Source organism: Tepidimicrobium xylanilyticum (assembly GCF_900106765.1).
Classification (GTDB): Bacteria; Bacillota; Clostridia; order Tissierellales; family Tepidimicrobiaceae; genus Tepidimicrobium; species Tepidimicrobium xylanilyticum.
On the sequence record NZ_FNNG01000011.1, the window covers coordinates 39,385 to 64,758 of the forward strand.

The 25,374-nt window shown below is 33.4% G+C and carries 25 protein-coding genes and 2 tRNA genes; 4 read left to right on the forward strand and 23 right to left on the reverse strand.

Annotated elements, in window-relative coordinates:
• Positions 1 to 9 precede the first annotated feature (9 nt).
• The 16 genes from radC to polA form a co-directional block, all read right to left on the reverse strand.
• A complete protein-coding gene (gene radC, locus BLV68_RS11260) occupies positions 10 to 717 on the reverse strand; it encodes a RadC family protein (protein WP_093753877.1) in 708 nt (235 codons plus the stop codon).
• A gap of 16 nt (positions 718 to 733) precedes the next feature.
• On the reverse strand, positions 734 to 1,315 hold the full coding sequence (locus tag BLV68_RS11265) for a Maf family protein (protein ID WP_093753879.1): 582 nt from the start codon (positions 1,313 to 1,315) through the stop codon (positions 734 to 736).
• A gap of 12 nt (positions 1,316 to 1,327) precedes the next feature.
• A complete protein-coding gene (locus BLV68_RS11270; protein WP_093753881.1) occupies positions 1,328 to 1,849 on the reverse strand; it encodes a Gx transporter family protein in 522 nt (173 codons plus the stop codon).
• Positions 1,850 to 1,859: 10 nt separating this feature from the next.
• Complete coding sequence (locus BLV68_RS11275) at positions 1,860 to 2,237, reverse strand: NusG domain II-containing protein (protein ID WP_093753883.1); 378 nt, start codon at positions 2,235 to 2,237, stop codon at positions 1,860 to 1,862.
• 142 nt (positions 2,238 to 2,379) lie between these two features.
• On the reverse strand, positions 2,380 to 3,195 hold the full coding sequence (locus BLV68_RS11280) for an RnfABCDGE type electron transport complex subunit B (RefSeq protein WP_093753885.1): 816 nt from the start codon (positions 3,193 to 3,195) through the stop codon (positions 2,380 to 2,382).
• 13 nt (positions 3,196 to 3,208) lie between these two features.
• Entirely contained in the window at positions 3,209 to 3,778 is a 570-nt protein-coding gene (rsxA, locus tag BLV68_RS11285) for an electron transport complex subunit RsxA (protein WP_093753887.1), read from the reverse strand.
• Positions 3,775 to 4,401: an electron transport complex subunit RsxE gene (gene rsxE / locus BLV68_RS11290; protein WP_093753889.1), complete on the reverse strand. Its 627-nt coding sequence runs from the start codon at positions 4,399 to 4,401 to the stop codon at positions 3,775 to 3,777. The genes rsxA and rsxE overlap by 4 nt, the downstream gene beginning before the upstream one ends.
• A 20-nt stretch (positions 4,402 to 4,421) precedes the next feature.
• On the reverse strand, positions 4,422 to 4,997 hold the full coding sequence (locus BLV68_RS11295; protein ID WP_093753891.1) for an RnfABCDGE type electron transport complex subunit G: 576 nt from the start codon (positions 4,995 to 4,997) through the stop codon (positions 4,422 to 4,424).
• Positions 4,997 to 5,983 (reverse strand): RnfABCDGE type electron transport complex subunit D, encoded by a 987-nt coding sequence (locus BLV68_RS11300; protein WP_234949904.1) that lies wholly within the window; start codon positions 5,981 to 5,983, stop codon positions 4,997 to 4,999. The genes BLV68_RS11295 and BLV68_RS11300 overlap by 1 nt, the downstream gene beginning before the upstream one ends.
• A gap of 69 nt (positions 5,984 to 6,052) precedes the next feature.
• Positions 6,053 to 7,384 (reverse strand): electron transport complex subunit RsxC, encoded by a 1,332-nt coding sequence (gene rsxC, locus BLV68_RS11305; RefSeq protein ID WP_093753895.1) that lies wholly within the window; start codon positions 7,382 to 7,384, stop codon positions 6,053 to 6,055.
• 343 nt (positions 7,385 to 7,727) lie between these two features.
• Positions 7,728 to 8,774, reverse strand: coding sequence for a DNA polymerase IV (locus tag BLV68_RS11310; RefSeq protein WP_093753897.1), 1,047 nt, complete (start codon positions 8,772 to 8,774; stop codon positions 7,728 to 7,730).
• Between the two features lie 63 nt (positions 8,775 to 8,837).
• Positions 8,838 to 8,925: transfer RNA gene (locus BLV68_RS11315), tRNA-Leu, on the reverse strand.
• 36 nt (positions 8,926 to 8,961) lie between these two features.
• Positions 8,962 to 10,722: a peptide ABC transporter substrate-binding protein gene (locus tag BLV68_RS11320; RefSeq protein WP_093753899.1), complete on the reverse strand. Its 1,761-nt coding sequence runs from the start codon at positions 10,720 to 10,722 to the stop codon at positions 8,962 to 8,964.
• Positions 10,723 to 10,738: 16 nt separating this feature from the next.
• On the reverse strand, positions 10,739 to 11,389 hold the full coding sequence (locus BLV68_RS11325) for a lytic transglycosylase domain-containing protein (RefSeq protein ID WP_093753901.1): 651 nt from the start codon (positions 11,387 to 11,389) through the stop codon (positions 10,739 to 10,741).
• 23 nt (positions 11,390 to 11,412) lie between these two features.
• Entirely contained in the window at positions 11,413 to 12,027 is a 615-nt protein-coding gene (gene coaE / locus BLV68_RS11330; protein ID WP_093753903.1) for a dephospho-CoA kinase, read from the reverse strand.
• Positions 12,014 to 14,695: a DNA polymerase I gene (gene polA, locus BLV68_RS11335; protein ID WP_456154809.1), complete on the reverse strand. Its 2,682-nt coding sequence runs from the start codon at positions 14,693 to 14,695 to the stop codon at positions 12,014 to 12,016. The genes coaE and polA overlap by 14 nt, the downstream gene beginning before the upstream one ends.
• Before the next feature lie 379 nt (positions 14,696 to 15,074).
• On the opposite strand from polA, the gene BLV68_RS11340 reads away from it, so the two are divergent.
• A tRNA-Leu gene (locus tag BLV68_RS11340) sits at positions 15,075 to 15,162 on the forward strand.
• Positions 15,163 to 15,327: 165 nt separating this feature from the next.
• Here BLV68_RS11340 and BLV68_RS11345 read toward each other — a convergent pair.
• The 6 genes from BLV68_RS11345 to BLV68_RS11370 form a co-directional block, all read right to left on the reverse strand.
• A complete protein-coding gene (locus BLV68_RS11345) occupies positions 15,328 to 15,900 on the reverse strand; it encodes a Fe-S-containing hydro-lyase (protein ID WP_200773768.1) in 573 nt (190 codons plus the stop codon).
• Positions 15,900 to 16,742, reverse strand: coding sequence for a fumarate hydratase (locus BLV68_RS11350; protein ID WP_093753907.1), 843 nt, complete (start codon positions 16,740 to 16,742; stop codon positions 15,900 to 15,902). Before BLV68_RS11350 ends, BLV68_RS11345 begins: the two co-directional genes overlap by 1 nt.
• A gap of 59 nt (positions 16,743 to 16,801) precedes the next feature.
• Complete coding sequence (locus tag BLV68_RS11355; RefSeq protein ID WP_093753909.1) at positions 16,802 to 17,983, reverse strand: NAD(P)-dependent malic enzyme; 1,182 nt, start codon at positions 17,981 to 17,983, stop codon at positions 16,802 to 16,804.
• Between the two features lie 36 nt (positions 17,984 to 18,019).
• Positions 18,020 to 19,405 carry an aspartate ammonia-lyase gene (locus tag BLV68_RS11360; protein WP_093753911.1) on the reverse strand — a complete coding sequence of 462 codons (1,386 nt, stop codon included), beginning with the start codon at positions 19,403 to 19,405 and terminating at the stop codon, positions 18,020 to 18,022.
• 587 nt (positions 19,406 to 19,992) lie between these two features.
• On the reverse strand, positions 19,993 to 21,924 hold the full coding sequence (locus tag BLV68_RS11365; RefSeq protein WP_093753913.1) for an OPT family oligopeptide transporter: 1,932 nt from the start codon (positions 21,922 to 21,924) through the stop codon (positions 19,993 to 19,995).
• Between the two features lie 22 nt (positions 21,925 to 21,946).
• Positions 21,947 to 23,383, reverse strand: coding sequence for an aminoacyl-histidine dipeptidase (locus BLV68_RS11370; protein ID WP_093753915.1), 1,437 nt, complete (start codon positions 23,381 to 23,383; stop codon positions 21,947 to 21,949).
• Between the two features lie 240 nt (positions 23,384 to 23,623).
• On the opposite strand from BLV68_RS11370, the gene BLV68_RS11375 reads away from it, so the two are divergent.
• From BLV68_RS11375 to BLV68_RS11385, 3 genes are all read left to right on the forward strand, one after another.
• Positions 23,624 to 23,800 carry a DsbA family protein gene (locus BLV68_RS11375; RefSeq protein WP_093753917.1) on the forward strand — a complete coding sequence of 59 codons (177 nt, stop codon included), beginning with the start codon at positions 23,624 to 23,626 and terminating at the stop codon, positions 23,798 to 23,800.
• A 165-nt stretch (positions 23,801 to 23,965) separates the two neighbouring features.
• Positions 23,966 to 24,175: a thioredoxin domain-containing protein gene (locus tag BLV68_RS11380; protein WP_093753919.1), complete on the forward strand. Its 210-nt coding sequence runs from the start codon at positions 23,966 to 23,968 to the stop codon at positions 24,173 to 24,175.
• Positions 24,176 to 24,251: 76 nt separating this feature from the next.
• Positions 24,252 to 24,512, forward strand: a complete 261-nt coding sequence (locus BLV68_RS11385; RefSeq protein ID WP_234949900.1) for a putative signal transducing protein — start codon at positions 24,252 to 24,254, stop codon at positions 24,510 to 24,512.
• Positions 24,513 to 24,806: 294 nt separating this feature from the next.
• On the opposite strand, the gene BLV68_RS11395 is transcribed toward BLV68_RS11385, so the two are convergent.
• The gene (locus BLV68_RS11395) at positions 24,807 to 25,370 is read right to left on the reverse strand and encodes a GNAT family N-acetyltransferase (protein WP_093753923.1); all 564 of its coding nucleotides are present in this window, start codon (positions 25,368 to 25,370) and stop codon (positions 24,807 to 24,809) included.
• Positions 25,371 to 25,374: the final 4 nt, after the last annotated feature.

Here is a 25,374-nt window from a genome sequence, read left to right on the forward strand (position 1 = left end):
AATCAAAGATTAGATTATGTTCTTCTCCTTAAAACTTATATACTTATTATCACCAATTATAATATGGTCTAGTACGGTGATCCCTATTATATTCCCTGCTTCAATCAATCTATGGGTAATATTAATATCTTCTTTACTGGGTGTTGGATCACCGCTAGGGTGATTATGTATTAAAATAATCGAATTTGCGCTTCTTCTAATTGCAATATTAAAGACTTCTCTTGGGTGTACTATAGACGAATTTAAACTCCCAATGGAAATATTTTCAATGCTAATTATTTGATTCTTAGTATCCAAAATTGCTATTTTAAAATGTTCTTTTCTTAGATACCTCATCTCCTCCATGACCAGTTCTGCTATAACAAATGGAGAATCTACTTTTAGTTTATCCTCTCCACCCCTACTGGATATTCTCTTTCCTAATTCTATGGCTGCTATTATCTGAGCTGCTTTACAGGTTCCAATCCCTTTAATCTTAGTTAGCTCTTCTACGGTAGCATGAGAAAGGTACCCTATTCCCGACTGGTCTATGCTGAGAAGCCTATTTGCCAGATCTATAGCAGTATCTTCTTGATAACCTGTTCTAATTATTACAGCTATTAATTCTGCATTGGACAATGAACTTGGTCCATGTTTCACTAATTTTTCTCTAGGCCTCTCATTTAATGGAAGATCTTTTATGGTATAGCTTCTAGTAACCTGAACACTCTCCTGCATAATTACCACCTTATAATTATAATAGACTTAAGTTAAAATGTCTCTCCAATAATAAGTCTAACTTATAAATTGGTAATCCAATTACATTATAATAACAGCCTTCAATATACTCCACCAGAACTCCGCCTAATCCCTGTATTGCATATCCTCCTGCCTTGTCAATATATTCACCTGTATTAATATAATTCTTAATCTTTTCATTGGTCAAGTTTCTAAACTTAACTACTGTTTTTTCAAAATCTATTATTTTTTTATTTGAATTAGCTTGTATAATTGCTATACCAGTTATTACCTCATGTTTCTTTCCACTTAATAATTTAAGCATGGTCATTCCTTCTTCTGGACTCTTGGGTTTACCAAGTATCTTATCCTCAAAAACCACAATGGTATCTGCTCCTATAACTATTTCATCATTTTTCAGTTCTTTTGCTACCTTATTGGCTTTCTCAAAGGAAAGGGCCATAGCAATTTGCTCAGCTGTTTCATTAGGAGATATCCTCTCCTCTATCTTAGATTCTATTATAATAGGTTCTATGTTAAATTTTAATAGCAATTCTTTCCTTCTTGGCGAAGCAGAAGCAAGTACGACCTTTTTCATAATATCACCTTATTAATTAGAATAAAATATATTGTCGAAAGATTTTTTTAAATTTTTAACCGCATATCTTGAAGTCAAGCCCACAAAGTATCCAGTAAATAGACTTGTCAATAACAATACAGGCAGATAGGAAAAAATCCTTAAATTGTTCATCATAAGACTTGCTACTAAAACCTGCCCGAAGTTATGAGCTATTGCTCCAAAGATGCTAACCCCTATTAAACTAAATATATTGGAAAATCTATAATTTATTACAAACATCATTATACAGCTTAAAATTGAACCAGATAAGCTATAAAAAAGGCTTGTAATGCTACCTGTGGTAATGGTAAATATTATAGATTTTAACATTCCGACAATTAGAGCTTCTTTAAATCCGAATATTACCAGAGTTATGAGTATTACCATATTAGACAATCCTAATTTTGCTCCTGGTGCTATAAAAGGCACAGGCATTAAGGATTCAATTAGACTTAAAGCCAATCCAATTGAAACCAATAATGACAAAAAAATCAATCTCTTAATTTCCTTCATAGTTCCACCTCTAATGGCTTATATAGTCTAGGTCTGCATCAGCTACTCCTTTTATCTCTATCACCAATCTATTGGGTAAACACACAATTACTTCTCCCACTTCAGAAATGTAACCTTGTTTTACATCCAATTTATCGGGACAATCTGCTTCAATTACCCGTACCTTGCCATCACCTATTTCAATTAAATTATATCCAAATTCTGTTTTAATTGATATGGTCTTTCCAATCAAAGATCTGTCAAATATTATTTTTTTTATCTCTATGCCATTGACCTGAATGCTTATATATTTTTCATCATAGTTAAAGGCCATATTCCTAATATAGAATAAGGATAATAGACTAATGACTAATATACTAAATATCAAAATCTTGTCCCCTTTTGTCAATTGATTCCACCCTTTAAAACTAACTTATTGATATCACAATTAGTTTATCACTTATGCCGTTCATTGACAAGTTACTATTGTAATTTACCTTTTTATTATAAATGAACTTATTAAAAAATAAAAGAGCCTAGGATTAGGCCCTTTATTGAGCAATAAACTGATTTTTCTCTAAACTAGAAAAAATTGCCTTTGTAGGACATTTTTCAACACATACACCACAATTGGTACATTTTTCATAGTTAATTTTTGCTAAAAAGTTTTCAAATGTAAAGGCATCTTCAGGACAATTTCTAACACAAAGCTGACATCCAATGCAGCCTATATTGCAGTTTGCTCTAACAATTTTACCAGGATCATTGCTCTTGCATTTTACTATTACTTCCTTATCATAGGGAATCATTTCAATTATTCTCTTTGGACATACGTTTATGCATTTTTTACAGGATGTGCATTTATCCTTATCTATAACTGCAATACCATCTATAATTTCTATGGCATCAAAATCACAAACATCTTGACAAGTACCGCATCCTAGGCAACCATAAGAACAGGATTTACTTCCTCCTGCCAGAATATTCTGAGCTCTACAATCTCTAATTCCAGTATAGACATATTTTTCCTTTGCCTTATTACAATCTCCTTGACACAGGACTGTGGCTACTTCCCTAATAGTTTCTACTGGATTAACTCCCATTATTTCTGCTACTAATTCAGCTACAGGATTACCCCCAACACTACAAGCATTTACTGGAGCCTTACCATTTGCAATGGCATTTGCCAGCCCATCACAACCGGGGAAACCACATGCACCACAGTTGGCTCCAGGTAAAACCTGCCTAACCTCCTCAACTTTTGGATTTATTTCTACATGGAAAACTTTTGATGCTAATGAAAGACTAGCCCCAAATAATAGACCTAATCCTCCTAATACACCTACTGGATATATTATCTCCATCATATTAATTTCCCTCCTATACCATTCCATTAAAGCCTAAAAAGGCAATGGACATAAGACCAGCTGTTATCAACGCTATAGGAAAACCTTCTAAAGCTTTAGGTACTTCTTGTATTTCAAACTTTTCCCTTATTGCTGAAATAAGTATTAAGGCTAAGCTAAAACCAACAGAAGCTCCAAAAGCATTGATTATAGTTTCAATTAAATTGTACTTTTCTTGAATATTTAATATAGCAACTCCTAATACTACACAGTTAGTAGTTATTAACGGAAGATATACTCCCAATGCATTATACAAGGTTGGACTCGTCTTTTTTAACACCATCTCAACAAATTGAACTAAAGCTGCTATAACCAGTATAAATACAATAGTTTGTAAGTATTCCAAAGCCCCTGCTAAAAGTGTATAATGTATTATATAAGTAATTATTGAAGATAAGGTAACTACAAAAGTTACCGCAATCCCCATACCCACTGCTGTCTCCGTTTTTTTGGAAACTCCTAAGAAAGGACAGATACCTAAAAACCGACCTAATACATAGTTGTTAACAAATATGGTACTTATCAATATAGTAAAAAGGTTCATCTAGCTTCCTCCTTTTGCAGAACTTCCTTAGAAGCCTGTTTGTTTCTTATGGAATTAAAAATTCCTATAAGTATTCCAAGCAATATAAACGCTCCTGGAGGCATTATGAATATTATAGCTGGTTCATAGGACGGACCAAATATCTGAATATCGAATATGCTTCCAGAGCCTAATAATTCCCTTATTGAACTTAATATTAGTAATGCCATAGTATATCCCAGTCCCATACCTAATCCATCTACTGCTGAAGCTAATACCCCATTTTTTGAAGCAAAAGATTCTGCTCTTGCTAAAATAATACAGTTTACTACAATCAGTGGAATGAATATGCCTAAAGCATTATATAAATCGGTAGTATAGGCCTTCATAAACATTTCTACTATGGTAACAAAAGTAGCAATTACCACTATATAAGCTGGAATACGAATTTTATCCGGTACCACCTTACGAATTAAAGATACAACTACGTTAGAGCCAATTAACACGCCTGTAACAGCCAAACCCATAGCCAAACCGTTTTTAGCGGCAGTAGTAACAGCTAGTACTGAACACATTCCAATCAACTGAACAAATATAGGATTTTCCTTAATTATTCCGTTATAAAAGACTTTTGATAATTTCAACAAACTCACCCCCAACCTTCCTAATTTGACAGACTATCGTTATATACCTGGCGTATTACATTAACTCCATTTACAATTGCATTTGTTGTTACTGTTGCACTGGTTAGTGCTTGAACTTCATTATCTGCCTGTGGATTCTTAACAGCTATTATCTCCTTATCTACAGACTTACCTTTAAAGGAATTAGCAAAATAAGGTCTGGTTGAGTTAGCTCCAAGACCTGGAGTTTCTCCATGTTCTAATACTTTTATCCCTATAATCTTTCCTTCCTTAGATATGCCAGTCATAAAAGTTAAAGGTCCACCATAGCCATTAACCTGCATCTTAAAAACATAACCTACTAATTCAGAATCATTATAACCTTCACTTATTTCAAGTATACCTGTATTATTTCCTACTATCTCACTTAGTCTATTAGCAGCTAATGGTTCAAACTTTTTCGCAATTTCCAATACCTCCGTCATTGCCCTTTCGCTGGCCAACTGCTCTACTTCTGCTATCCTTTCAGAGGTGACGCTATTTGAAATCGCCAGTACAGAAGCTGCTACTGCTGTTATAATGAACAAAATTAATCCTAATTTTATCGTTTCATTCATTATTTTTTCACCTCCCCAAATACTTTAGGCTTTGTGAACTTTTCTATTAGAGGTGTTGCTACATTCATTAGCAAAATGGAATAGGATACTCCTTCGGGATAAGCACCTTTCACCCTGATTAATGCTGTTAATATTCCTGCTCCAATCCCAAATATGATTCTGCCTATAGGGGTTACTGGTGTAGTAGCATAATCCGTTGCCATGTAAAAGGCTCCTAGGATTAATCCACCACCTAATATATGGTAAGGTAAAAATTCAAATTCTACTCCTAGAAGAACTAACATGATGAAAGTAGTTCCAATATAGAATATCGGGATTTTCCAATCTATAACCTTCCTAATTATTAGATAAGCTGCACCTATTAACAATAATATTACTGATGTTTCACCTATGGCTCCTGGAATATTGCCTATAAACATGTTCCAAAGGGTTGGCAATTCTGCACCTGCTGCTTGTGATGCTGAAGTAGCTGCTTCTACTGTAGCTGAAGCTGCACCATCAGCACTTATTCCATACTTCATAATAGCTAATGGAGTAGCTGTTGCAACGACATCTGGCCTAGTACCAGTAAAAGTAGCCATATGAGTAGGCCAAGAAGCTAGGAGTACGGCTCTGGCGGCTAATGCTGGATTCATGAAATTCGATCCTAATCCACCGAAAAACTGTTTTACTACTATTATTGCAAAAGCAGTACCTGCAACTGGTAACCACCATGGTGCACTAGCAGGCAAATTAAAGGCTATTAATATTCCAGTTATTACTGCTGAAAGGTCATTTATGGTTATAGGCTTTTTAAATAATTTTTGAATAAGTGCTTCAAAGATCATAGCTGAAGCTACAGAAATTAATATTAGTTTTAAAGCATTTAATCCAAAAAAGTAAACGCTTCCAACAACCGCTGGTACAAGTGCAATAATTACATCCAACATTATCCTCTGTACAGATTCATTAGATCTAATATGAGGAGATGAAGACACTAGCAACATATTTTCTAAGGCAAGTTCTTGAGCCTTGGAAGTATCGACTACTTTACTATCCATTTCAGATCCTCCTATCTATTTTGCTTTCCTCTTAGCAAGTATTTCTCTTTTCGCCAATCTAATGGACTCCACCAATGGCCTTTTAGCTGGGCAAATATAAGAACAAGCTCCACATTCTACACAATCTAATGCATGGTATTCTTCTGCCTTATCAAAATTGTGCTTTAATGTATAGCTGCTTATATACAATGGTTGTAATTTTACGGGACATACTTCTAGACACTTGCCACATCTTATACAAGGCAAAACTGGTTCGGGTTTCGCCTCTCTCTGAGTTAAAACTAGAATACCACCAGATCCCTTAATAATGGGAACATCTATAGAAAATTGGCTTATACCCATCATTGGCCCACCACTAATTATTTTCCCAGGAGAATTCTCATTAAAACCACCACATTCTTCAATTAAATCCTTAAATGGAGTTCCTATTTTCACCAGTAGATTTTTTGGATTTCTTATACCATTGCCAGTAACAGTAGTTACCCTTTCATATAGAGGTTTTCCTTCTAATATGACTTCTGCTATAGCTCTAGCTGTAGAAACATTAGATACTACAGCTCCTACATCCATTGGTAACCCCCCTGAAGGAACTACTCGTCCTAAAATGGCATTTATCAACCTTTTTTCGTCCCCTTGAGGATATTTTACCTTTAGGGTAGCAATGCTTATATTTGCTTCATCTTTACTTGCTTCCTTTAAAGCTATTATTGCATCAGGTTTGTTTTTTTCAATACCTATAATTCCTTTTTCTACTCCTAAGGCCTTCATTATGGCTTTTAAACCAATTATCACTTTTTCTGGTTCTTCAACCATAACCCTGTGGTCTGCAGTTAAATATGGCTCACATTCTGCACCGTTTATCAAAACTGTGTCAATCTTTTTGTCAGGTGGTGGTGATAATTTAACATGAGTTGGAAAACTTGCTCCTCCCATCCCAGTAATACCGGCTTCCTTGATTATTTCAATTACCTCTTTAGGAGATAGGTCTTCTAATCTTCCTTTGGGTTTTACCGATTCATGCAGTTCATTCTTCCCATCGGACTCAATGACTACACATTTGACAGTAAGACCTGTAGGTATGGGAATATGAATTATGTCTTTCACTGTTCCAGATACAGAAGAATGTACCGGAGCAGATACAAATGCTTCCGATTCTCCAATTTTTTGTCCTACCTTAATGTTGTCACCTACCTTCACCAAAGGTTCACAAGGAGCACCTGTATGTTGGTGTAGCGGTATTGCGACCATAGAAGGTTCTTTTGCTCTCTCTATAGGAAGGCTTTCTGTCAATTCTTTATAATGTGGTACATTTACGCCGCCCTTAAAAGTGAGATTTTCTAACTTCATCCTTATTCCACCTCTTTTTTCTTTAATATATAAATATGTTAACAAATGGCTTCAGGCTAATTGTATCCAATGTCCATTATAACATTAAATCAGCCAAATGTATACCCTATAGCAGTATTGAGATATTTTTAACAATACTCTTTCGCTTTATTAGACTCTCAAAAGTCTTAGAATGTTCGTTCTTTCTACAATCAATACTTTATTAACAAAAAACAAAAAAACTAAAATGACCATTTTCAACCCCAATTATTGTTAATTTAACAACACTAAAAATTAGTATATTTTTATGTCCGAATAGTTTGGAAAACTAGTACATTTCACATTCAACTGGATTTGAAAGCTATTATATTTTCATGCTTAATTGGATTGGATCGTCAGGATAGATTAGATTAGATAGGGTTAATCCAACTAATCTAACGTTTTTTTCCGATTTGAATTTGTTAAGGAGTATTTGTTTTCCCGTATGGAATATAACTCTTTCGTCGTTGGTAGGAATGTTTAAAGTAATGCTTCTGGTTTCTATTGAAAAATCATCATATTTAATTTTTACAGTTATAGTCCTTGCTAAATAGCCTTTCGATACTAATTTATTTGCTAGGTTAATGGAATATAATCTCAATTTATCTATTAACAATTTGGGATTATTAATATCCTCCTTAAAGGTTTCTTCTTCTCCTATGGACTGATTAATAATATTTACTTCTACAGGCCTTGAATCTATACCAAAAGAAAAGTCGTATATTTCCTTTCCCCTTTTCCCAAACAGGGTAATCAGCACATCTTTATCATATCTTTGGATATCCCCTATATAATAGATGCCTAGTTTGCTTAGCTCCCTTTCCATTTTAGGCCCTACACCCCATAATTTTGAAACGGGAAGAGGTTTTAGAAAGTTTACTACTTCCTCTTTTCGTATTATAGTTAAACCATTTGGTTTTTTCAAATCAGAAGCAAGTTTTGCCAAAAACTTATTTATGGATATGCCTATTGAAGCCGTTAGATTTACTTCTTTTTGTATATCCCTTTTGATATCTTTAGCAATAAATAGGGAATTCTTTCCTGTTACGTCCAGAAAAGCCTCATCAATGGATATGGGTTCAATTTTATCAGTATATTTATATAATATTTCATGTATTTGTCTTGATACCCTCTTATATTTATCCATATTCACAGGTAAAAAGATTCCATTTGGGCATAACTTTTTTGCAACTTTTGTAGGCATAGCAGAATGAACCCCATATTTTCTAGCTTCATAGGAGGCAGTACAAACCACTCCTCGACTGCTAATTCCTCCAACTATAACAGGCTTCCCTTTATATTTGGGATTATCCCTTTGCTCTATTGAAGCATAAAATGCATCCATATCTATGTGGAGTATTTGTCTATCCAAATCGACCATCCTTACCTTTGAAATAGTTATTATAAAAAAATCATATACATAAAGTATATGATTTGGTGCAGGAGAAGGGACTCGAACCCTCACGCTCTATTTGAGCAATAGCCCCTCAAACTATCGCGTCTACCTGTTCCGCCACCCCTGCAAAATATTATGTTGCATATTAATTATAAATTAATTCTTAGTTTTTATCAACCTTTTCTTCTTGGAATTCTTTAGGAATATACCAATTAGCAATATTCTTATATATATTGTAAAAATTGGAACCAACATCTCCCATTATCTTCTTATCCATTAATACTGCATTATTTCTAAAAAACAGGCTTATATAGGGTAGTTCTTTAATAATTTGAGATTGAAGTATCTCGTAATTTTTTTGTTTTTCCTCTCTACTAGTAGAATTAAAAGCTGCTTCTAACATTTGATCCATAATAACACTGTTATATTTTATAATATTAGTTCCCATGCCAATAGCACTAGAATGAAAAATAGAAGATAGTTCTATAACTGGAGATATATTCCAACCTAATAATAGTAAATCGTAATCACCCTTAAGGACCTTAGTGTTTATCTTCTCCCATTGTTCTTCCACCATTTCCTCTGTCAAATTGTTTGGAATCTTATCTGGATAATCCTTAATTACTCGAATCCCCAATTTGTTCAAATCCTCAACAACTATATCTGCAGTTTTAAGCCTTAAAGGATTATAGGAATTGGTTAATAATTTAAGAACTACTGCATTGCCATTTTCATCCTCATAGTACCCATCTCCATCAATGTCCTTCCAACCTAAATTATTTAACTCTTGATGAGCCTTTGCTGGGCTATAACCGTAGAAGTTTGCCTCTTCCGAAAGCAGCCATGAATCCGGATGAATGGGTAAATCCGTCTGAGTGGCATGTCCAAGGTATACTTTCTGGATTATAGCTTGTCTATCTATTCCATAGGCAATTGCTTTTCTTAAATGTGAACTATTCTCCGCATTAAAAATGGGTTTTGAAAAATTAAAGCCTAGAAATTCATAGTTTTGAGAAATGAATTCCAATATTTTTACCCTATTGCTTTGATCAAACTTTTCCCAATCTACTCCCAAAGCTAAACTCAAATCTATTTGTCCAACTTCAAAAGCTGTTAATGCCAATTCATTATCATCCAATATCCTTCCTATGATCTTATCTATGTAGGGTCTTCCTTCTCTATAATCTTCAAAACACTCCAATTGAACCTCTTTAAACCGCTCATAATTAACAAATTTATATGGTCCTGTTCCTACTGGAATATAATTATCATCCTTCAATGCTTTTATATAAGAATTTCTATCCTCACTTCCCACAGTGAATCTGTGTTTGGGTATTATTGGAAATGTAAGAGCTTCAAGGTTATTGCTAAATATTTTTCCGAATTTGATTTCAAGATTATAATCATCAATTATTTTGACATTTATTAAACTATTTATATTTGAAATACTAAAAGGCCCTAATAAATCACTCCACATCCTTTTGTATACATTGTCATTTTTTGCATGCTTTATTACATTAATAGTGAAAGCTACATCCTCAGCAGTAAATTTCTGACCATCATGCCAGTATACGTTCTCTTTTAATTTAATGGCTATAGTTCCATCGCTATAAATAGCATAATCATCTGCCAATTGGTTTTCGATTTGGAAATTTTTATCTAAGTCAAACAAACTTTCAAATATGAGCTTGCTGAAATGGTAATAGCTGTTATTTTCACATGTTAGGGGGTTTAATGTAGTAAAATTTGTTAATGGTAAAATCAGTTTTCCTCCATATTCCGGTTCATATTCCTTATCATCCTTCTCTTCTACTTCAAAAACTTCAAAAATATTTGATCCACCATCATCTTTTCTATTGCATCCAGTAAAAGAAAGAAAAATAGTAAGAATTAACAGTATTAATAGTGTTTTGTTGAGCTTCAAAACCTATTCCCCCTTGTTATTTATATAATATCAGGCTTTTCATTACCTTCCTAATATTGTGGATTAAAGCAATAAAGTTGATATTACTATTCAATGCTTTATCCTCAAAGGAATTTTTATATAATACCCTATAAATATTAATATTTTTTTCTACCTTTTCTATATATTCCTCCGTCTCCTTAAAGGGTATTTTGTTAAGAACTATTCCATTCTTAGAATACTCTTCATTTTCAAGCCATTTAGATACATTGCCACTGCCACCATTATATGCAGCCAAAATTAATTGGAGGTTTCCATCGAATTCCTCCTCTAATACCTTTAGATACCAACTACCTATTCTAATATTGATTTCTGGTTCGAATAGTTTTTCCAAATCAAATCCTTCAATAGAAAGCTCCTCAGCAGCCCAATTCCCAGTAATAGGAGATATTTGCATAAGGCCCCTGGCTTCTTTGGAGGATATAGCATTTCTATCATATCTACTTTCCACATTTATTATTGCAGCTATTAAATAAGGGTCTATATTATATTCTTTTGAATATTTATGGATTAAATCTACATAGGCCAAAGGGTAGAATACCTTTAAATACGTTGATAATGCTACATAGATCAGAACTGATACTAAAATTATATTGATCATCCTTTTAATTCCATTTTTAGACTTCATATGTTTCTAATACCTCCAAAGAATCAAATGCTATCTTCTATTATTCTCAAAACCTGTCTCCTTAAGGATATCAAATCCTTACTATTATCTATTATCCTAGTAGCATATTTTCGCTTTTCATCTATAGGCATTTGAGCCCTAATCTTCCTGAGTCCTTCTTCCTTACTCATTTTATCTCTTTTAATAAGCCTATTCAATTGGGTGTTTTCGTCTACATATACTAGCCATATTTCATCAAAAGCTATTTCATACTCTTTAAATTTATCTAATTCTTCTATTAACAGTGGTACATCTACAAAGATAACTCTTTGGTCTTTATGCTCATTGATTTGCCTACTTATCTCTCGAAACACAAAAGGATGGACTATATCATTTAATCTTTTCCTCATAAGGAAATCCCTAAATATTATACTAGCTAATTCTTTTCTATTTATATTCCCTTTATCATCAAGTATATTCTTGCCAAACACATTTATTATTTCTTCATAAGCAGGCTTTCCTATTTCAACCATTTGTCTAGCAATTATATCTGCATCTATTACCTCATAGCCTAACTCCCTAAGTATATTTGAAACGGTGGATTTCCCCGTAGCTATACCCCCTGTTAATCCTATAATTTTACCATTACATGGATTCATACCAGCTATCTCCCGTCTTTAAATCTACTTTTAACGGTATTTCCAACTTAACAGAATTCTCCATGATATCCCTTACAAGATTTTTAACTTCTTCTACTTCATCCCTATGAGCTTCTATTATAAGCTCGTCGTGAACTTGTAGTATAAGCCTTGATTTTAAATTCCTTCTTTTTAATTCCTTAAACACCTTAACCATGGCAACCTTTATTATATCTGCAGCACTACCTTGTATAGGCGTGTTCAAAGCGATCCTTTCTCCAAAGGACCTTACACTAAAGTTTTTGGATTTAAGCTCCGGAATATACCTTCTTCTGTTTAAAATAGTTTCTACATAGCCTTTTTCTTTTCCTACTTTTACAATATCCTCCATGTATTTTTTAACATTTTCATAATTCTTTAAATAATTATCTATATAGGCTTTAGCTTCCTTTCTGGATATGTTCAAGTCTTTTGAAAGACCGTAATCACTTATTCCATAGACTATACCAAAGTTCACAGCCTTAGCCCTACTCCTCATTAAAGGAGTTACTTCATCTATTGAAATATGGAATACTTCTGAAGCTGTTTTAGTATGAATATCTTCGTCTTGGTGAAAGGCTTCCATTAATTTTGGATCCTTGGAAATATGGGCTAATACCCTTAGCTCAATCTGGGAATAATCTGCATCCACCAATATATAATCTTCATTTTCAGCTATGAAAGCTTTGCGAATCTTTCTGCCTTCTTCAGTTTTAATTGGTATGTTCTGAAGATTTGGTTCAGTACTGCTTATTCTTCCTGTATTAGTAACAGTTTGGTTGAAACTTGAATGGATTTTACTAGTCTTTTCATCTACCATATTTACTAGACCATCTATATAAGTAGATTTCAATTTTACCATCTGTCTATATTTTAGTAATTTCTCTATAATCTCATGTTGCCCCTTTAATTTTTCTAAAACCTCAGCATCGGTAGAATATCCTGTTTTAGTCTTTTTAATTATAGGCAAATTTAATTCATCAAATAAAATCTCTCCCAACTGCTTTGGAGAATTGATATTGAATTCTCTACCGGCTAAAGAGTATATTTCCTCTGTAAGCTTATTAATTTTCTCCTGAAACTCCTCTCCCAATCGATTCAATACATCTAAATCCACCTTAAATCCAATGTATTCCATATTGGCCAATACTTCTACTAGGGGCAATTCCACTTCATAGTATAGCTCTGTCATTTCATACTCTTCAATTTTCTCGATTATAGGTCTTCTTACTCCATGGATTAGATCTAAAGCCTGTGTAATATACTGAGCTCGAGTATCTACCGATAGATCCTTATAGCTTTTTTTGCTTTTTCCTTTCCCTATTAAGCTTTCCGAGTCTATACCATAGATATTTAAATACTCCTTCCCAAGTACATTGATGCTATAATCCGACTGAGCAGGATTTAACAAATATTGGCCTATTACACTATCGAAGGCTAAATTGTTTATATTAATATCTAGGGTTAGTAAAGCAAATACATCCATCTTAGCCATATGCCCATACTTTGCAACTTCTCCCGACTCGAAATAACCTTTAAACATTTCCTTAAATATTTCAATCTCATTTTGAGAAAAATCGATATAATAAGGTATATGGTCTCCAGTCTTTATTCCTATTCCTAGCATAGGGCTTTTAATGTAATTATCTTCCTCAAATAAAAATTTAAAATAGAAAGCCTTCTCTCTTTCAATCTCTTCAATTATGGGGTTGAAATCATTATCTTCTATGATTATGTATTCCATTTTATAATCTGGTTCCCCTATTTCAATATTATGCTGAGGGAATTTTGAAAGTAAGCTGTTAAATTCCAAAGTTGTATACAATTCCTTTAATCTGTCCCAATCGGGCTCTGCTGACCTCAATTGGTCAAAAGAAATATCTATGGGAGCATTCCTAATGATTTTTCCTAATGTTTTACTGAGTATGGCTGTGTTTTTATGTTCTATTAAAGATTCCCTAGTCTTTTTTCCTCCTACCTTATCTATATTATCATAAAGGTTTTCTATAGTACCAAATTCTTTTAATAATTTTATACCTGTTTTCTCACCAATTCCTGGCACCCCTGGAATATTATCGGATTTATCCCCCATGAGTCCTTTTAAATCTACGAATTGATCTGGAGTTATTCCATATTCCTCTATTATCTTTTCCCTATCGAATTCCTCTAACTCCGTAATTCCCTTTTTAGTTATTAATATTTTAGTATTATCTGACGCTAACTGTAAATAATCCCTATCTCCTGTAACTAAAATTACCTCCATCCCCTTATCCTCCCCTATTTGAGACAGGGTACCTGCAATATCATCAGCTTCATAGCCATCTAATTCCAATTGAGCTATATTCATTGCTGATAATATATCTCTTATGATTGGAAACTGTTGAACTAATTCATTGGGTGTAGACTGTCTATTAGCCTTATACAAGTCAAAAGCTTCATGTCTGAAAGTAGGTCCCTTTTTATCAAAAGCTACACATATATAATCTGTTTCATATTCATCTTTAATCTTATATAGCATGGTTAAAAATCCATAGACTCCATTGGTATATATACCATCCTTTGTAGACAATAGAGGAAGGGCATAAAAAGCCCTATGGATTAAGCTGTTCCCATCTATGATCATCAATTTTTCCCTTTGCTCTTTGTTCACAGAATCACTCCCTTTGTAATAAAAATTCCTATCACTGCTTTCCAAGATAATAATATGGATAATTATATACTTTACAGCTCAAACATTAGCCACCATTGCCCATGTTTATAATATTCTCGCAAGGAAATCTTTTCCCCTGCAAATATACTATGCAATATCTAGTCTAAAGATATAATAGGTGAAAACAACTTACTTGACTATTATAGATATTGTACCATAGGTAATAATATCTTGTCTTTATTTAATTATATTATAATTTCTATTAATATGTTTAAATTCAACATACTATAAATATTTTAGTACTTAAAATGAAGATAATTTAAAATAAAGTTCTTGATTGTTTGATAGTTTTATGTTATTATAATTTAGTAGTAAATGGGCCGGTGTGTTGGAACTGGCAGACGAGACGGACTCAAAATCCGTTGTCCTTCGAGGACGTGTGGGTTCGAGTCCCACCACCGGCACCATACAATAACTTATATAAAAAGAGAAAGGACCTAAAATTTAGGTCCTTTTATTGTTTAAAGAAATGATACTGTTTTTCTTGCTTCTAATACTGAATTTCTCTAACTTAACCAGTAAATAAGGAAGATAAAAACTGGTCAGTAAGGTACCTCAAATACAATTTAATCCTACTCTAGATATGCTCTCGCTTTTCTTTCTTCTAAATACATTTTTCTACCATTTGTATATAAATTGTTTCCTTCACTATCAATTGCAACTATAAGAGGCAGATTTTCTACCTTAAGTCTTCTAATTGCTTCCGAACCCAAATCCTCATATGCAACAATTTCTGCTTCCTTAATGGATCTGCTCAATAATGCTGCCACACCGCCTATTGCTGCAAAATAAACCCCTTTATTCTCCTTAATGGATTTTATTACTTCATCTCCCCTATCTCCTTTTCCAATCATTCCTTTCAACCCTGCACTTAGGAGAATTGGAGTATAAGGGTCCATTCTATAACTGGTGGTAGGGCCAGCTGCTCCTATTACTTTACCAGGTTTTGCTGGACTAGGTCCTACATAATAAATTACTTGATCCTTTAAATCTATAGGCAGATTTTCTCCTTTTTCTAATAATTTTACCAATCTTTCATGAGCAGCATCTCTGGCTGTGTAAACAGTACCTGATAATAATACATTATCTCCCATCTTTAAACCTTTTATTTTTTCCTCTGTCAGCGGAGTGGTCAATTTGATCATTATAGCTCTACCTCCTTAAACCTTGCCACATGACAATTTATATTAACAGCTACAGGTAATCCTGCTATATGAGTAGGGTAAGTTTCTATATTTACTGCAAGAGCTGTAGTTTTGCCACCAAATCCTTGAGGACCAATCCCCAATTCATTGATTTCATATAATAACTCTTCTTCTAAATTTCTATAAAATTCGTCTTTATGCCTTTCTGATAAAGGCCTCATTAAAGCCTTTTTAGCTAAACTGGCCACTTTATCAAAGGTTCCCCCAATTCCAACTCCAACTACTATAGGAGGGCAAGGATTAGCATTGGCCATTTCTATAGTTTTTATAACAAAATCCTTTACTCCCTGAATTCCATCAGCTGGTCTTAACATCTTTAATTGGCTCATATTTTCTGATCCAAAGCCTTTTGGTGCTATGATCATCTTAAGCTTATCTCCTGGAACTATCCTATAACTGATAACCGCAGGAGTATTGTCATTAGTATTTATCCTATTCAAAGGGTCTCTCACAACAGATTTTCTTAAATATCCTTCTTTATATCCTTGCCTTATTCCTTCATTTATAGCCTTCTCTATGCTCCCATTTATTATATGGACATCTTGCCCCATTTCAACAAATACTGAAACCATACCTGTATCTTGGCACAAGGGTACTTTTTCTTTATTTGCTATTTCTATATTCTCCTTTATTCTTTCCAATATGCCCTTTGCCATTGGCCAAGTTTCTTCTTCATACCTTTTTTCTAGTGCGGACCTTACATCTTCAGGAATATAATAGTTAGCATCCATACATGCTTTTTTTACAGCTTTTATAATCTCTTTACAGTCTATCTTTCTCATGTTCAAAATACTAGGGAATTTAATATTTAATATTCCCTAGTAATTCTCCCTCCCTATGATTACTTTTTTGCCACTCCTGTTTTTATTGCTGCTTGGCTTACAGCAGAAGCAACCCTTTCAGCTACCCTTGAATCGAATACATCTGGAATTACATATTCTTCATTTAATTCTTCTTCACCTATTAATTCTGCGATTGCATAAGCTGCTGCTATTTTCATTTCTTCATTTATTTCTGAAGCTCTGACATCAAAAGCTCCTTTAAATACTCCAGGAAATGCCAGCACGTTATTTACTTGGTTTGGGTAATCAGACCTGCCTGTGCAAACTACCCTTGCACCAGCTTTCTTTGCTACATCTGGCGACACCTCTGGTACAGGATTGGCTAGAGCCATAATTACTGGATCCTTATTCATGGATTTAATCATATCTGAAGTTAAGCAATTAGCAACTGAAACGCCTATAAAAACATCAGCACCGATTAATGCATCCATTAAACTTCCTTCTATATTATCCTTATTAGTAATCCTTGTCATTTCTTCTTTATACTTGTTCATTCCCTTTGCTCTACCTTGATATAAAATCCCCTGACTGTCACAAAGTATAATATCTGATACTTTCAATTCTAATAATAGTTTTGCTATTGCAATACCAGCTGCTCCCGAACCATTTATTACTACTTTTACATTATCAAAACTTTTTCCTACAACCTTTAAGCTATTTATCAGCGCAGCTACTGCAACTATAGCAGTACCATGTTGATCATCATGAAATACTGGTATACTACAAACCTTTTTCAGTTTCTCTTCTATTTCCATACATTCTGGTGCTTTAATATCTTCTAAGTTTATGCCACCAAAAGAGGTTTCTAGCAATTTTACAGTATTAACAAATTCATCTACATCTTTAGTATTTAAACATATGGGAAATGCATCAACACCTGCAAATTCCTTAAACAATGCTGCCTTACCTTCCATTACTGGTAGACTAGCTGCTGGTCCTATATCACCTAATCCCAAAACTGCAGTCCCATTAGTTACAATTGCAACCCAATTTCCTTTTGATGTATATTCGTATATTTTTTCTTCATCTTTACGTATCTCTAAACAAGGTTCAGCTACTCCTGGAGTATATGCTAGTACTAAATTTTCAGGCTTGTCCACAGAAACCTTAGTTTTTAAGGCTATTTTCCCCTGATTTATTTTATGAAAATTTAATGCTTTTTCCTTCAACTTATTATTCATAATAGCACCTCACTCTAAATTTTCTATTCCCTATTATTAACCTATTTCTGTCATGGAAATAGGATCCAATATTTCTTGGAGTTTAGATGGTTCCATTATCTTTTCATTTATTATTATATTTTTAACAGTTTCTCCAGTTTCCAATGCCTTATTTGCAATAATCGTAGCTTTTTTATACCCAACATAAGGACAAATTGACGTAATTATACCTATGCTATTATTTACTAATGCTTCACATCTTTCCTTATTTGCAGTAATCCCTTTTATGCAGTTCTCAACTAAAGTTTCCACACCATTGGTTAACGTTTCTATGGACTCAAATAATTTATAAAATATAATAGGGCAAAATGCATTTAATTCTAACTGTCCTGCTTCTACTGCCATAGTTATAGTTAAATCATTACCTATTATATTAAAAGCAATCTGATTCATTACCTCTGGAATTACAGGATTTACTTTTCCAGGCATTATAGATGAACCATTTTGTCTTGGAGGAAGATTTATCTCTCCAAATCCTGTTCTAGGACCTGAGGACATAAGCCTTAAGTCATTAGATATTTTAGATAAATTTACTGCACAAGTCTTTATCGCTCCAGATACTTCCACAAATATATCTAGGTTTTGGGTTGCATCTATTAAATTATCTGCTCTCCTTAAATTTAGACCCGTTATTTCAGATAGATTAGATACTACAGTTTTAAAATATTCTTTGTTTGCATTTAAAGCTGTACCTATGGCAGTTCCTCCTAAATTCAATCTATTTAAATTTTCTCTAACTTTACTAATCCTTTCTATATCCCGTTCTATTGCACAGCTATACGCTTTAAACTCTTGTCCTAATCTAATAGGTATTGCATCTTGCATCTGAGTCCTTCCCATCTTTATAATTCCATCAAACTCAATTGCTTTATCCTTTAATGCTAGATCAAGTTTTTTTAAACTCATTATAGCCTTGTCCAACAATCTCATAATAGCAATCTTTCCTGCAGTTGGTATAACATCATTAGTAGATTGACAATTATTTACATGGTCATTAGGATGAACTATACTATAATCACCTTTTTCTTCTCCTAATATTTCAATAGCTCTATTAGCAATCACTTCGTTTGCATTCATATTAATGGAAGTCCCTGCTCCACCCTGAATAGGATCTATTATAAATTGTTCATGTAATTTGCCTTCTATAATCTCATCACAAGCTTCTATAATTGCATTTGCAATATTAGTATCTAACACCCCTGCATCTCTATTACTGATTGCAGCAGCCTTTTTTACTTCACATACTGCTCTAATCAATTCTCCATTAAGACTTAAACCAGTTATTTTAAAGTTCTCATAAGCCCTTGTACTTTGAATCCCATAATACGCATCCCTAGGAACTCTTTTCTCACCTATTAAATCCGTTTCTAACCTATAGTCCATTTATATGCCTCCTGTCCTTAGAGTTTTAATTCTTTGATTCCTAAATTATAGTAAGTATAAGTATTAGTTCGTAAAAATATAAATGTTTTCTTTTTGTCAATGTTCGACCTTCAGAAAACTATATATCACCATAGGTACATATTTGTGAAAGAAAACTAGTATAATCCCACAAATCGATAATACTATCCTTTTTACTATTTGTCAAATAAATAAAAATAGGTAATTTACTAATAAAAACACAACCTTATAAAGTCTATTTTCACTAATTGAATCAATATATAATATAATCATCAATTAAAATATTTAATCTTTGCATAAATCCATGACTTCTAAGATTTGTATTATTACATTTTAATAATAATTATTCCAGTATTTTTCGTTTATTTTTTAACAATTTTTTCAAGGTTCTTTCCATAATATTAGCTTAGAAGTCAAGATTAAAACTTCATTTTATATGAATCCTGACCTCTAAGCCTAGTTATTTTATTATCATCCTGAAGAATTATTTACGATCTAAATATAGCATAAACCGTCAATTCCTGAATTTTTTATTTCTATTAACAAATACCGAAACCGATAAGAGTAAATTAAATATCTCTATAAACTCTAATGCTAGAAGAATCTCTATATAACCAACCACCAAGAATTAGGAATACAACAAGACTTATTAGATTTCTTAAGGCTCCATTTTGAATGATCGTAGCAAGGAAATTAATTTGCATATTTAAGGCAGCAAATATACCTATTAGTATACCTGTAATTGCATCACCAGCTACAAGACCAGAAGATATTAAGATACCTCTTTCTACTGCTGCATCTCGTTCTGATTCAAGCTTGTTAAACTTCATTTCTACAAGTTTACGTATTATCCCACCAAAGAAAATTGCACTATTTAAGGAGATAGGTAAATAAAGACCTAATGCCACTGGTAGAATAGGAATTTGGGCAAAAGCACAAAATATAGCAATTACTATCCCTATTATGACTAGAGTCCAGGGTAGTTGACCAGTCATGATCCCCTCAGCTATTAATCTCATTAATGTGGCTTGAGGTGCTGTTACCTGTGCACTACCTATTCCATAAGCATTGTGTAAAAGTAATACGGTTGCTCCTGCTATAAACGATGCCAATGCTAAGGACATAAACATACCATTCTGTATCTTTCTGGGATTACCTCCTACTATAAATGTTGCTTTAAGGGACTGAGCAACCCCACCTGCAACAGCTATAGCAACACATACTACACCTGTTGCTAATAAAACTGTAGTCATTCCTTCAGTTCCAGTGGCACCCATAGCCCTATATACTGAAGCTATTACTAATAGGGTTGCAATAGTCATACCAGATACAGGGTTATTACTTGCTCCTATTACCCCAACCATTCTTGCAGATACAACGGAGAAGAAGAAAGAGAAAAAAACTGCAAGTATGGCACCCACTGGACCTGCACCAATTGAAGGCACCAACCAAGTTAATAAAAATCCAAATACAGCAGCTGCTAGTACCCATCCAATTGCTGGTTCCTCATCCACCCTTCTATGTGATTTTGGGCCTTTTCCAAAACCGCCCATAGCTTCTCTAAAAGAGCTAATAATCGTAGGCAAAGATCGAATTAATGATATAAAACCTCCTGCTGCTACAGCTCCTGCTCCTATATATCTAATATAGTTGGACCAGATTTCTGAAGCTGACATTTGTGAAATTAAGGCTGTAGATGGGAAAATTGCTTCTGGAGCATATACCCCAAAAAATCTTATTAAAGGGATAAGGGAAAGCCATGCTAAAACTGAACCTGCAAACATCAATGCTGATGTAGATGTTCCAACGATAAAACCAACTCCTAAAAGTGATGATAATACATCTATACCTATCATGGTGCCCTGGTAAGCCATTATAACATAGGAGGCCGTTTCATCCCATAACCCTAAACCTCCAGATAATAATTTATATCCCGCACCAACTCCAAGCCCTTTTAGTACAGACTGGAATCCTCTACCACCTTGATTTGCATTTACTAAGACTTCAGCTTGAGCCATGGCTTCTGGGTAAATTAATTCTCCATGCTCTTGAACTATTAGATATCTACGGACTGGAGTTATAAAGTATACTCCCATTAATCCTCCAATAATAGTAACCAAAGCTACCGTAGTAATTGAAAGGTTAAGGCCAATTAGTATTATAGCAGGCAATACAAATATTATACCTCCAGCAATTGATTCTCCTACAGCAGCTAAAGATGCCACATAATTTGCCTCTAATATACTATTTCTTCTAAATACGGCTTTTAATAATCCTGTTGCGAGAATTGCTCCAGGAATACCTGCAGAAATAGTAAGTCCTACCTTAAGCCCCAGATAGGTATTTGCTGCTGCAAAGATTATTGCAAATAGAATCCCGAAAAAAATTGAATAGCTAGTGCTCTCAGGTATAACTTCATTAGCTGGAATAAAGGGAACATAATCTTCTCCTCTTACCCCACCATAAGCTTCTTTAGACAATTTCTTTAAATCATCAGACATGATAAACTCCTCCTATGTTTTTCTATTTTAGTTCTTCGAGTAATTTTATTAAAAATTTCCATACCCTTTCTACTGAAGAAATGCTTAAATGTTCTTTTTCTGTATGCACATCATAAAGGTTTGGTCCAAAGCTGATCATATCAGTATCTGGCAAGATCTCCTTCAAAAGACCACATTCAAGCCCTGCATGTATTGCAGTAACTTTCGCTTTCTTATTAAACAATTCCTCGTAAACCTTTACTGCCTTATCACGAATCTTTGAATTTTCATCATATTGCCATGCAGGGTAAGCACCTTCTTCCACTGCTCTAGCACCAGTCCTTTTTGCAATAACTGAAAGAATATCTAATATTTCCCTTAAAGAGCTACCAGAAGAGGATCGGACTGAAGTTGTTATTTCAACAGTATTATCCTTCTCCTCAATAATTGCATTATTTAAGCTCGTTTGAACTAATCCCTCAATGTCTTTTGACATATATTGAACTCCATCAGGTATCATCATTATAAAATCGATTAGATTATCACTCAGCTCTTTAGTGTAGACATTTTCTATTCTTACTTCTTTTAAATCTACTTTTAATCCGCTATCCTCTACTCGGTATTCTTCCTTCAAGTCCTCTACAAGATTATCTATCAAGTTCTTAACCTTATCCATATCGTCAGCTAGTACAGTTGCCATTGCTTCACTAGGTATGGCATTATGTTTGGTGCCACCTTGAATTTGAGATAGCCTTATATTGGCTTTTTCATTACACAAATTTAAAATTCTCCCTAGTAGTTTTATAGCATTAGCTCTCTGCTTATTTATTTCCATGCCAGAGTGCCCACCTTTAAGACCTGAAATATTAATTTTTAGTCCTTTTCCACTTAGCATTTCTTTTTCAAGGTCAAAAGTAATAATTTTATTACAACCACCTGCACAACTTACTAGAAATACCCCTTCTTCCTCTGAATCTAAGTTTAAAAGAATCTTACCTGATAAGTGTTCATTAGTTAACGCCTGTGCTCCATCCATACCAGTTTCTTCACTAGTAGTAATTAAAATCTCTAGTGGAGGATGTTTTAAATCATCAGAGTCTAATATTGCTAGCCCATAAGCTATTGCAATACCATTATCACCACCTAGTGTAGTATTATTTGCTCTTAATATATCTCCTTCTACTATCATTTCAATTGGATCTTTTGAAAAATCATGATTTGACCCTTCCCCCTTTATACATACCATGTCCATATGTCCTTGGATAATAACTGGATCAGATTTTTCATAACCCGGTGTTCCTTCTTTCTTAATAATGACATTGTACGCCTCATCCTGATAAACCTCCAAGCCCCTTTCCTTTGCAAAGTTTACTAAAAAATCACTAACTCTTTTCTCATCACCAGAACATCTTGGAATTTGATTTAACTCATAAAACCAATGAAATACTTTTTTAGGTTCTATATTTTGTAAAGATGTCATTTTATCCCTCCTAATAGTGTCAACTAATTTCAAAAGTATATTAAATATATTTTTATTTTTAATGATAGTTATTCCCTAATAATATATTTTTTATTATTTGCTAATTCTTGATTAAGTAGTAAAAACAATTAAGGATATACTGGTATAACAGTCATGTGAGTACCATAAAATAATTAACACTGGTTTTATACTTATTTGCCCTGGGTATAATCTCAAATAACATATATAAGGAGTGGTTATATGACTACTATAAAGATAGTTTCTGATTTTGCATGTCCCTTTTGCTATATAGGCTTTTCTATTGCTGAAAGATTGATAAAAGAAAATCCAGATATAAATATTGAATGGATCCCCTATGAATTAAACCCCGCTCTACCCATTGAAGGGGGAAATTTGAAGGATGGCATACCTCAATAAAAAATAGATATAAGCTATAGAAGAATCGAAAGATTGGAATCTGAATACAATCTAATATACAATAACAGGACTAAAAAATTTAATACCCATAAACTGGACAAAGCAGCCTTATTTACAAGAGATGAAAGAAAATATAATGAATTTGCAAAATAAGCCTTTAAAGCCATATTTGAATATGGCAAAAATGTTGGTAAACTTGAAGTTATTAACCAGATAGGTTTAAAAGCTGGAATTGATATAGATGAAATGAACAGGCGCATTGATGAAGGCTACTATGATGAAGAAATGAATGAAGCAAAAAAATTATGGTCTTTGTATGAAGTAGATTCCGTTCCTACATTTATTGCTAATGAAAATAAAAAAGTAACCTTATAGAAATACTATGAAAGGTTTAAAAAGGATTTGTTAGGATATTGTATATATAAGAATACAAAAAATAGAGGTGATTAATTTGATTAATAAGAAACATGATTGCTATACCTGCGACATTGAAATGGTACTTTTGAAAACAGTCTATAATAGCGTGGAATTGAATTTAATTGAAAACTTATTAAATGAACATAATATTCCTTTTGTCTTTAGGGATTATGGAAGTGGAGGTTATATGAGGGTCTTTAGTGGCTTTTCCATCTATGGAACTGATATTTTAGTAGAAAAATCCATGTTTGAAAAAGCCAGTGTCCTAATTGACAAATTTCCATTTAGCAAATAAGGGGTAGCATTTAAGAAACATTTTCCTTGAAAGCGGTATCACATAGGCTTAAGGTAAAACCAATTAAAAGCCCAAATGATATGTAATTTAACTGAAAGAATACAATTATAATCGAGCATATCACCAATAATGGAAAAAGAACTAACCATTTATAAAAGTATTTTCCCCTCCATTTCTTTGGTATCTTCCTAAAAGGTAAAAGTATTTTGGAATTCCTTTTACTCAATATGAAAAAAATGAGATCAAAAATAAAGTAAAATACTACAACTGAAGTAATATGCTTTATAGTCAAATCTACTCCTCCTTGGATAAAGAGTTATAATACTCTTCTCTTAATATTGAATAACTCTTTAAATCAACTGGCACCCCATTCTTAATTATATCCTGTCTACGAGTGCCTTCATATTTCATGCCTACCTTTTCCATTACTCTCCAGGAGCCAATATTAGTAACCATTGCCAATGCATATATTCTATTTAAGTTATATCTTTCAAATCCAAACTCAATAATCTTTTTACAAGCTTCTGTACAATACCCCTTTCCCCAATAAGGAACTCCAATCCAATAGCCTACCTCTGCTTTTCTATGAATTAGCTTCAATACAAGGCTTATTTCTCCAATCAATTCTTCAGTACCTTTTATTACTATTGCATAATTGATGCTCTTCCCATTTTCATAATTATCTTTATGGGTGCTTATCCATAGTGCCGCTAATCCATCTTCATAGGGATGAGGTATATGCAAGGTTGTTTCTGCTATCCTTGAATCTCCAGCCAATTCCTGCACTCTTTTTGCATCTGATAAGTTAAAAGGCCTTAATATCAACCTATTGGTTTCTAGTATGGGTTGCTTCTCCATCCTG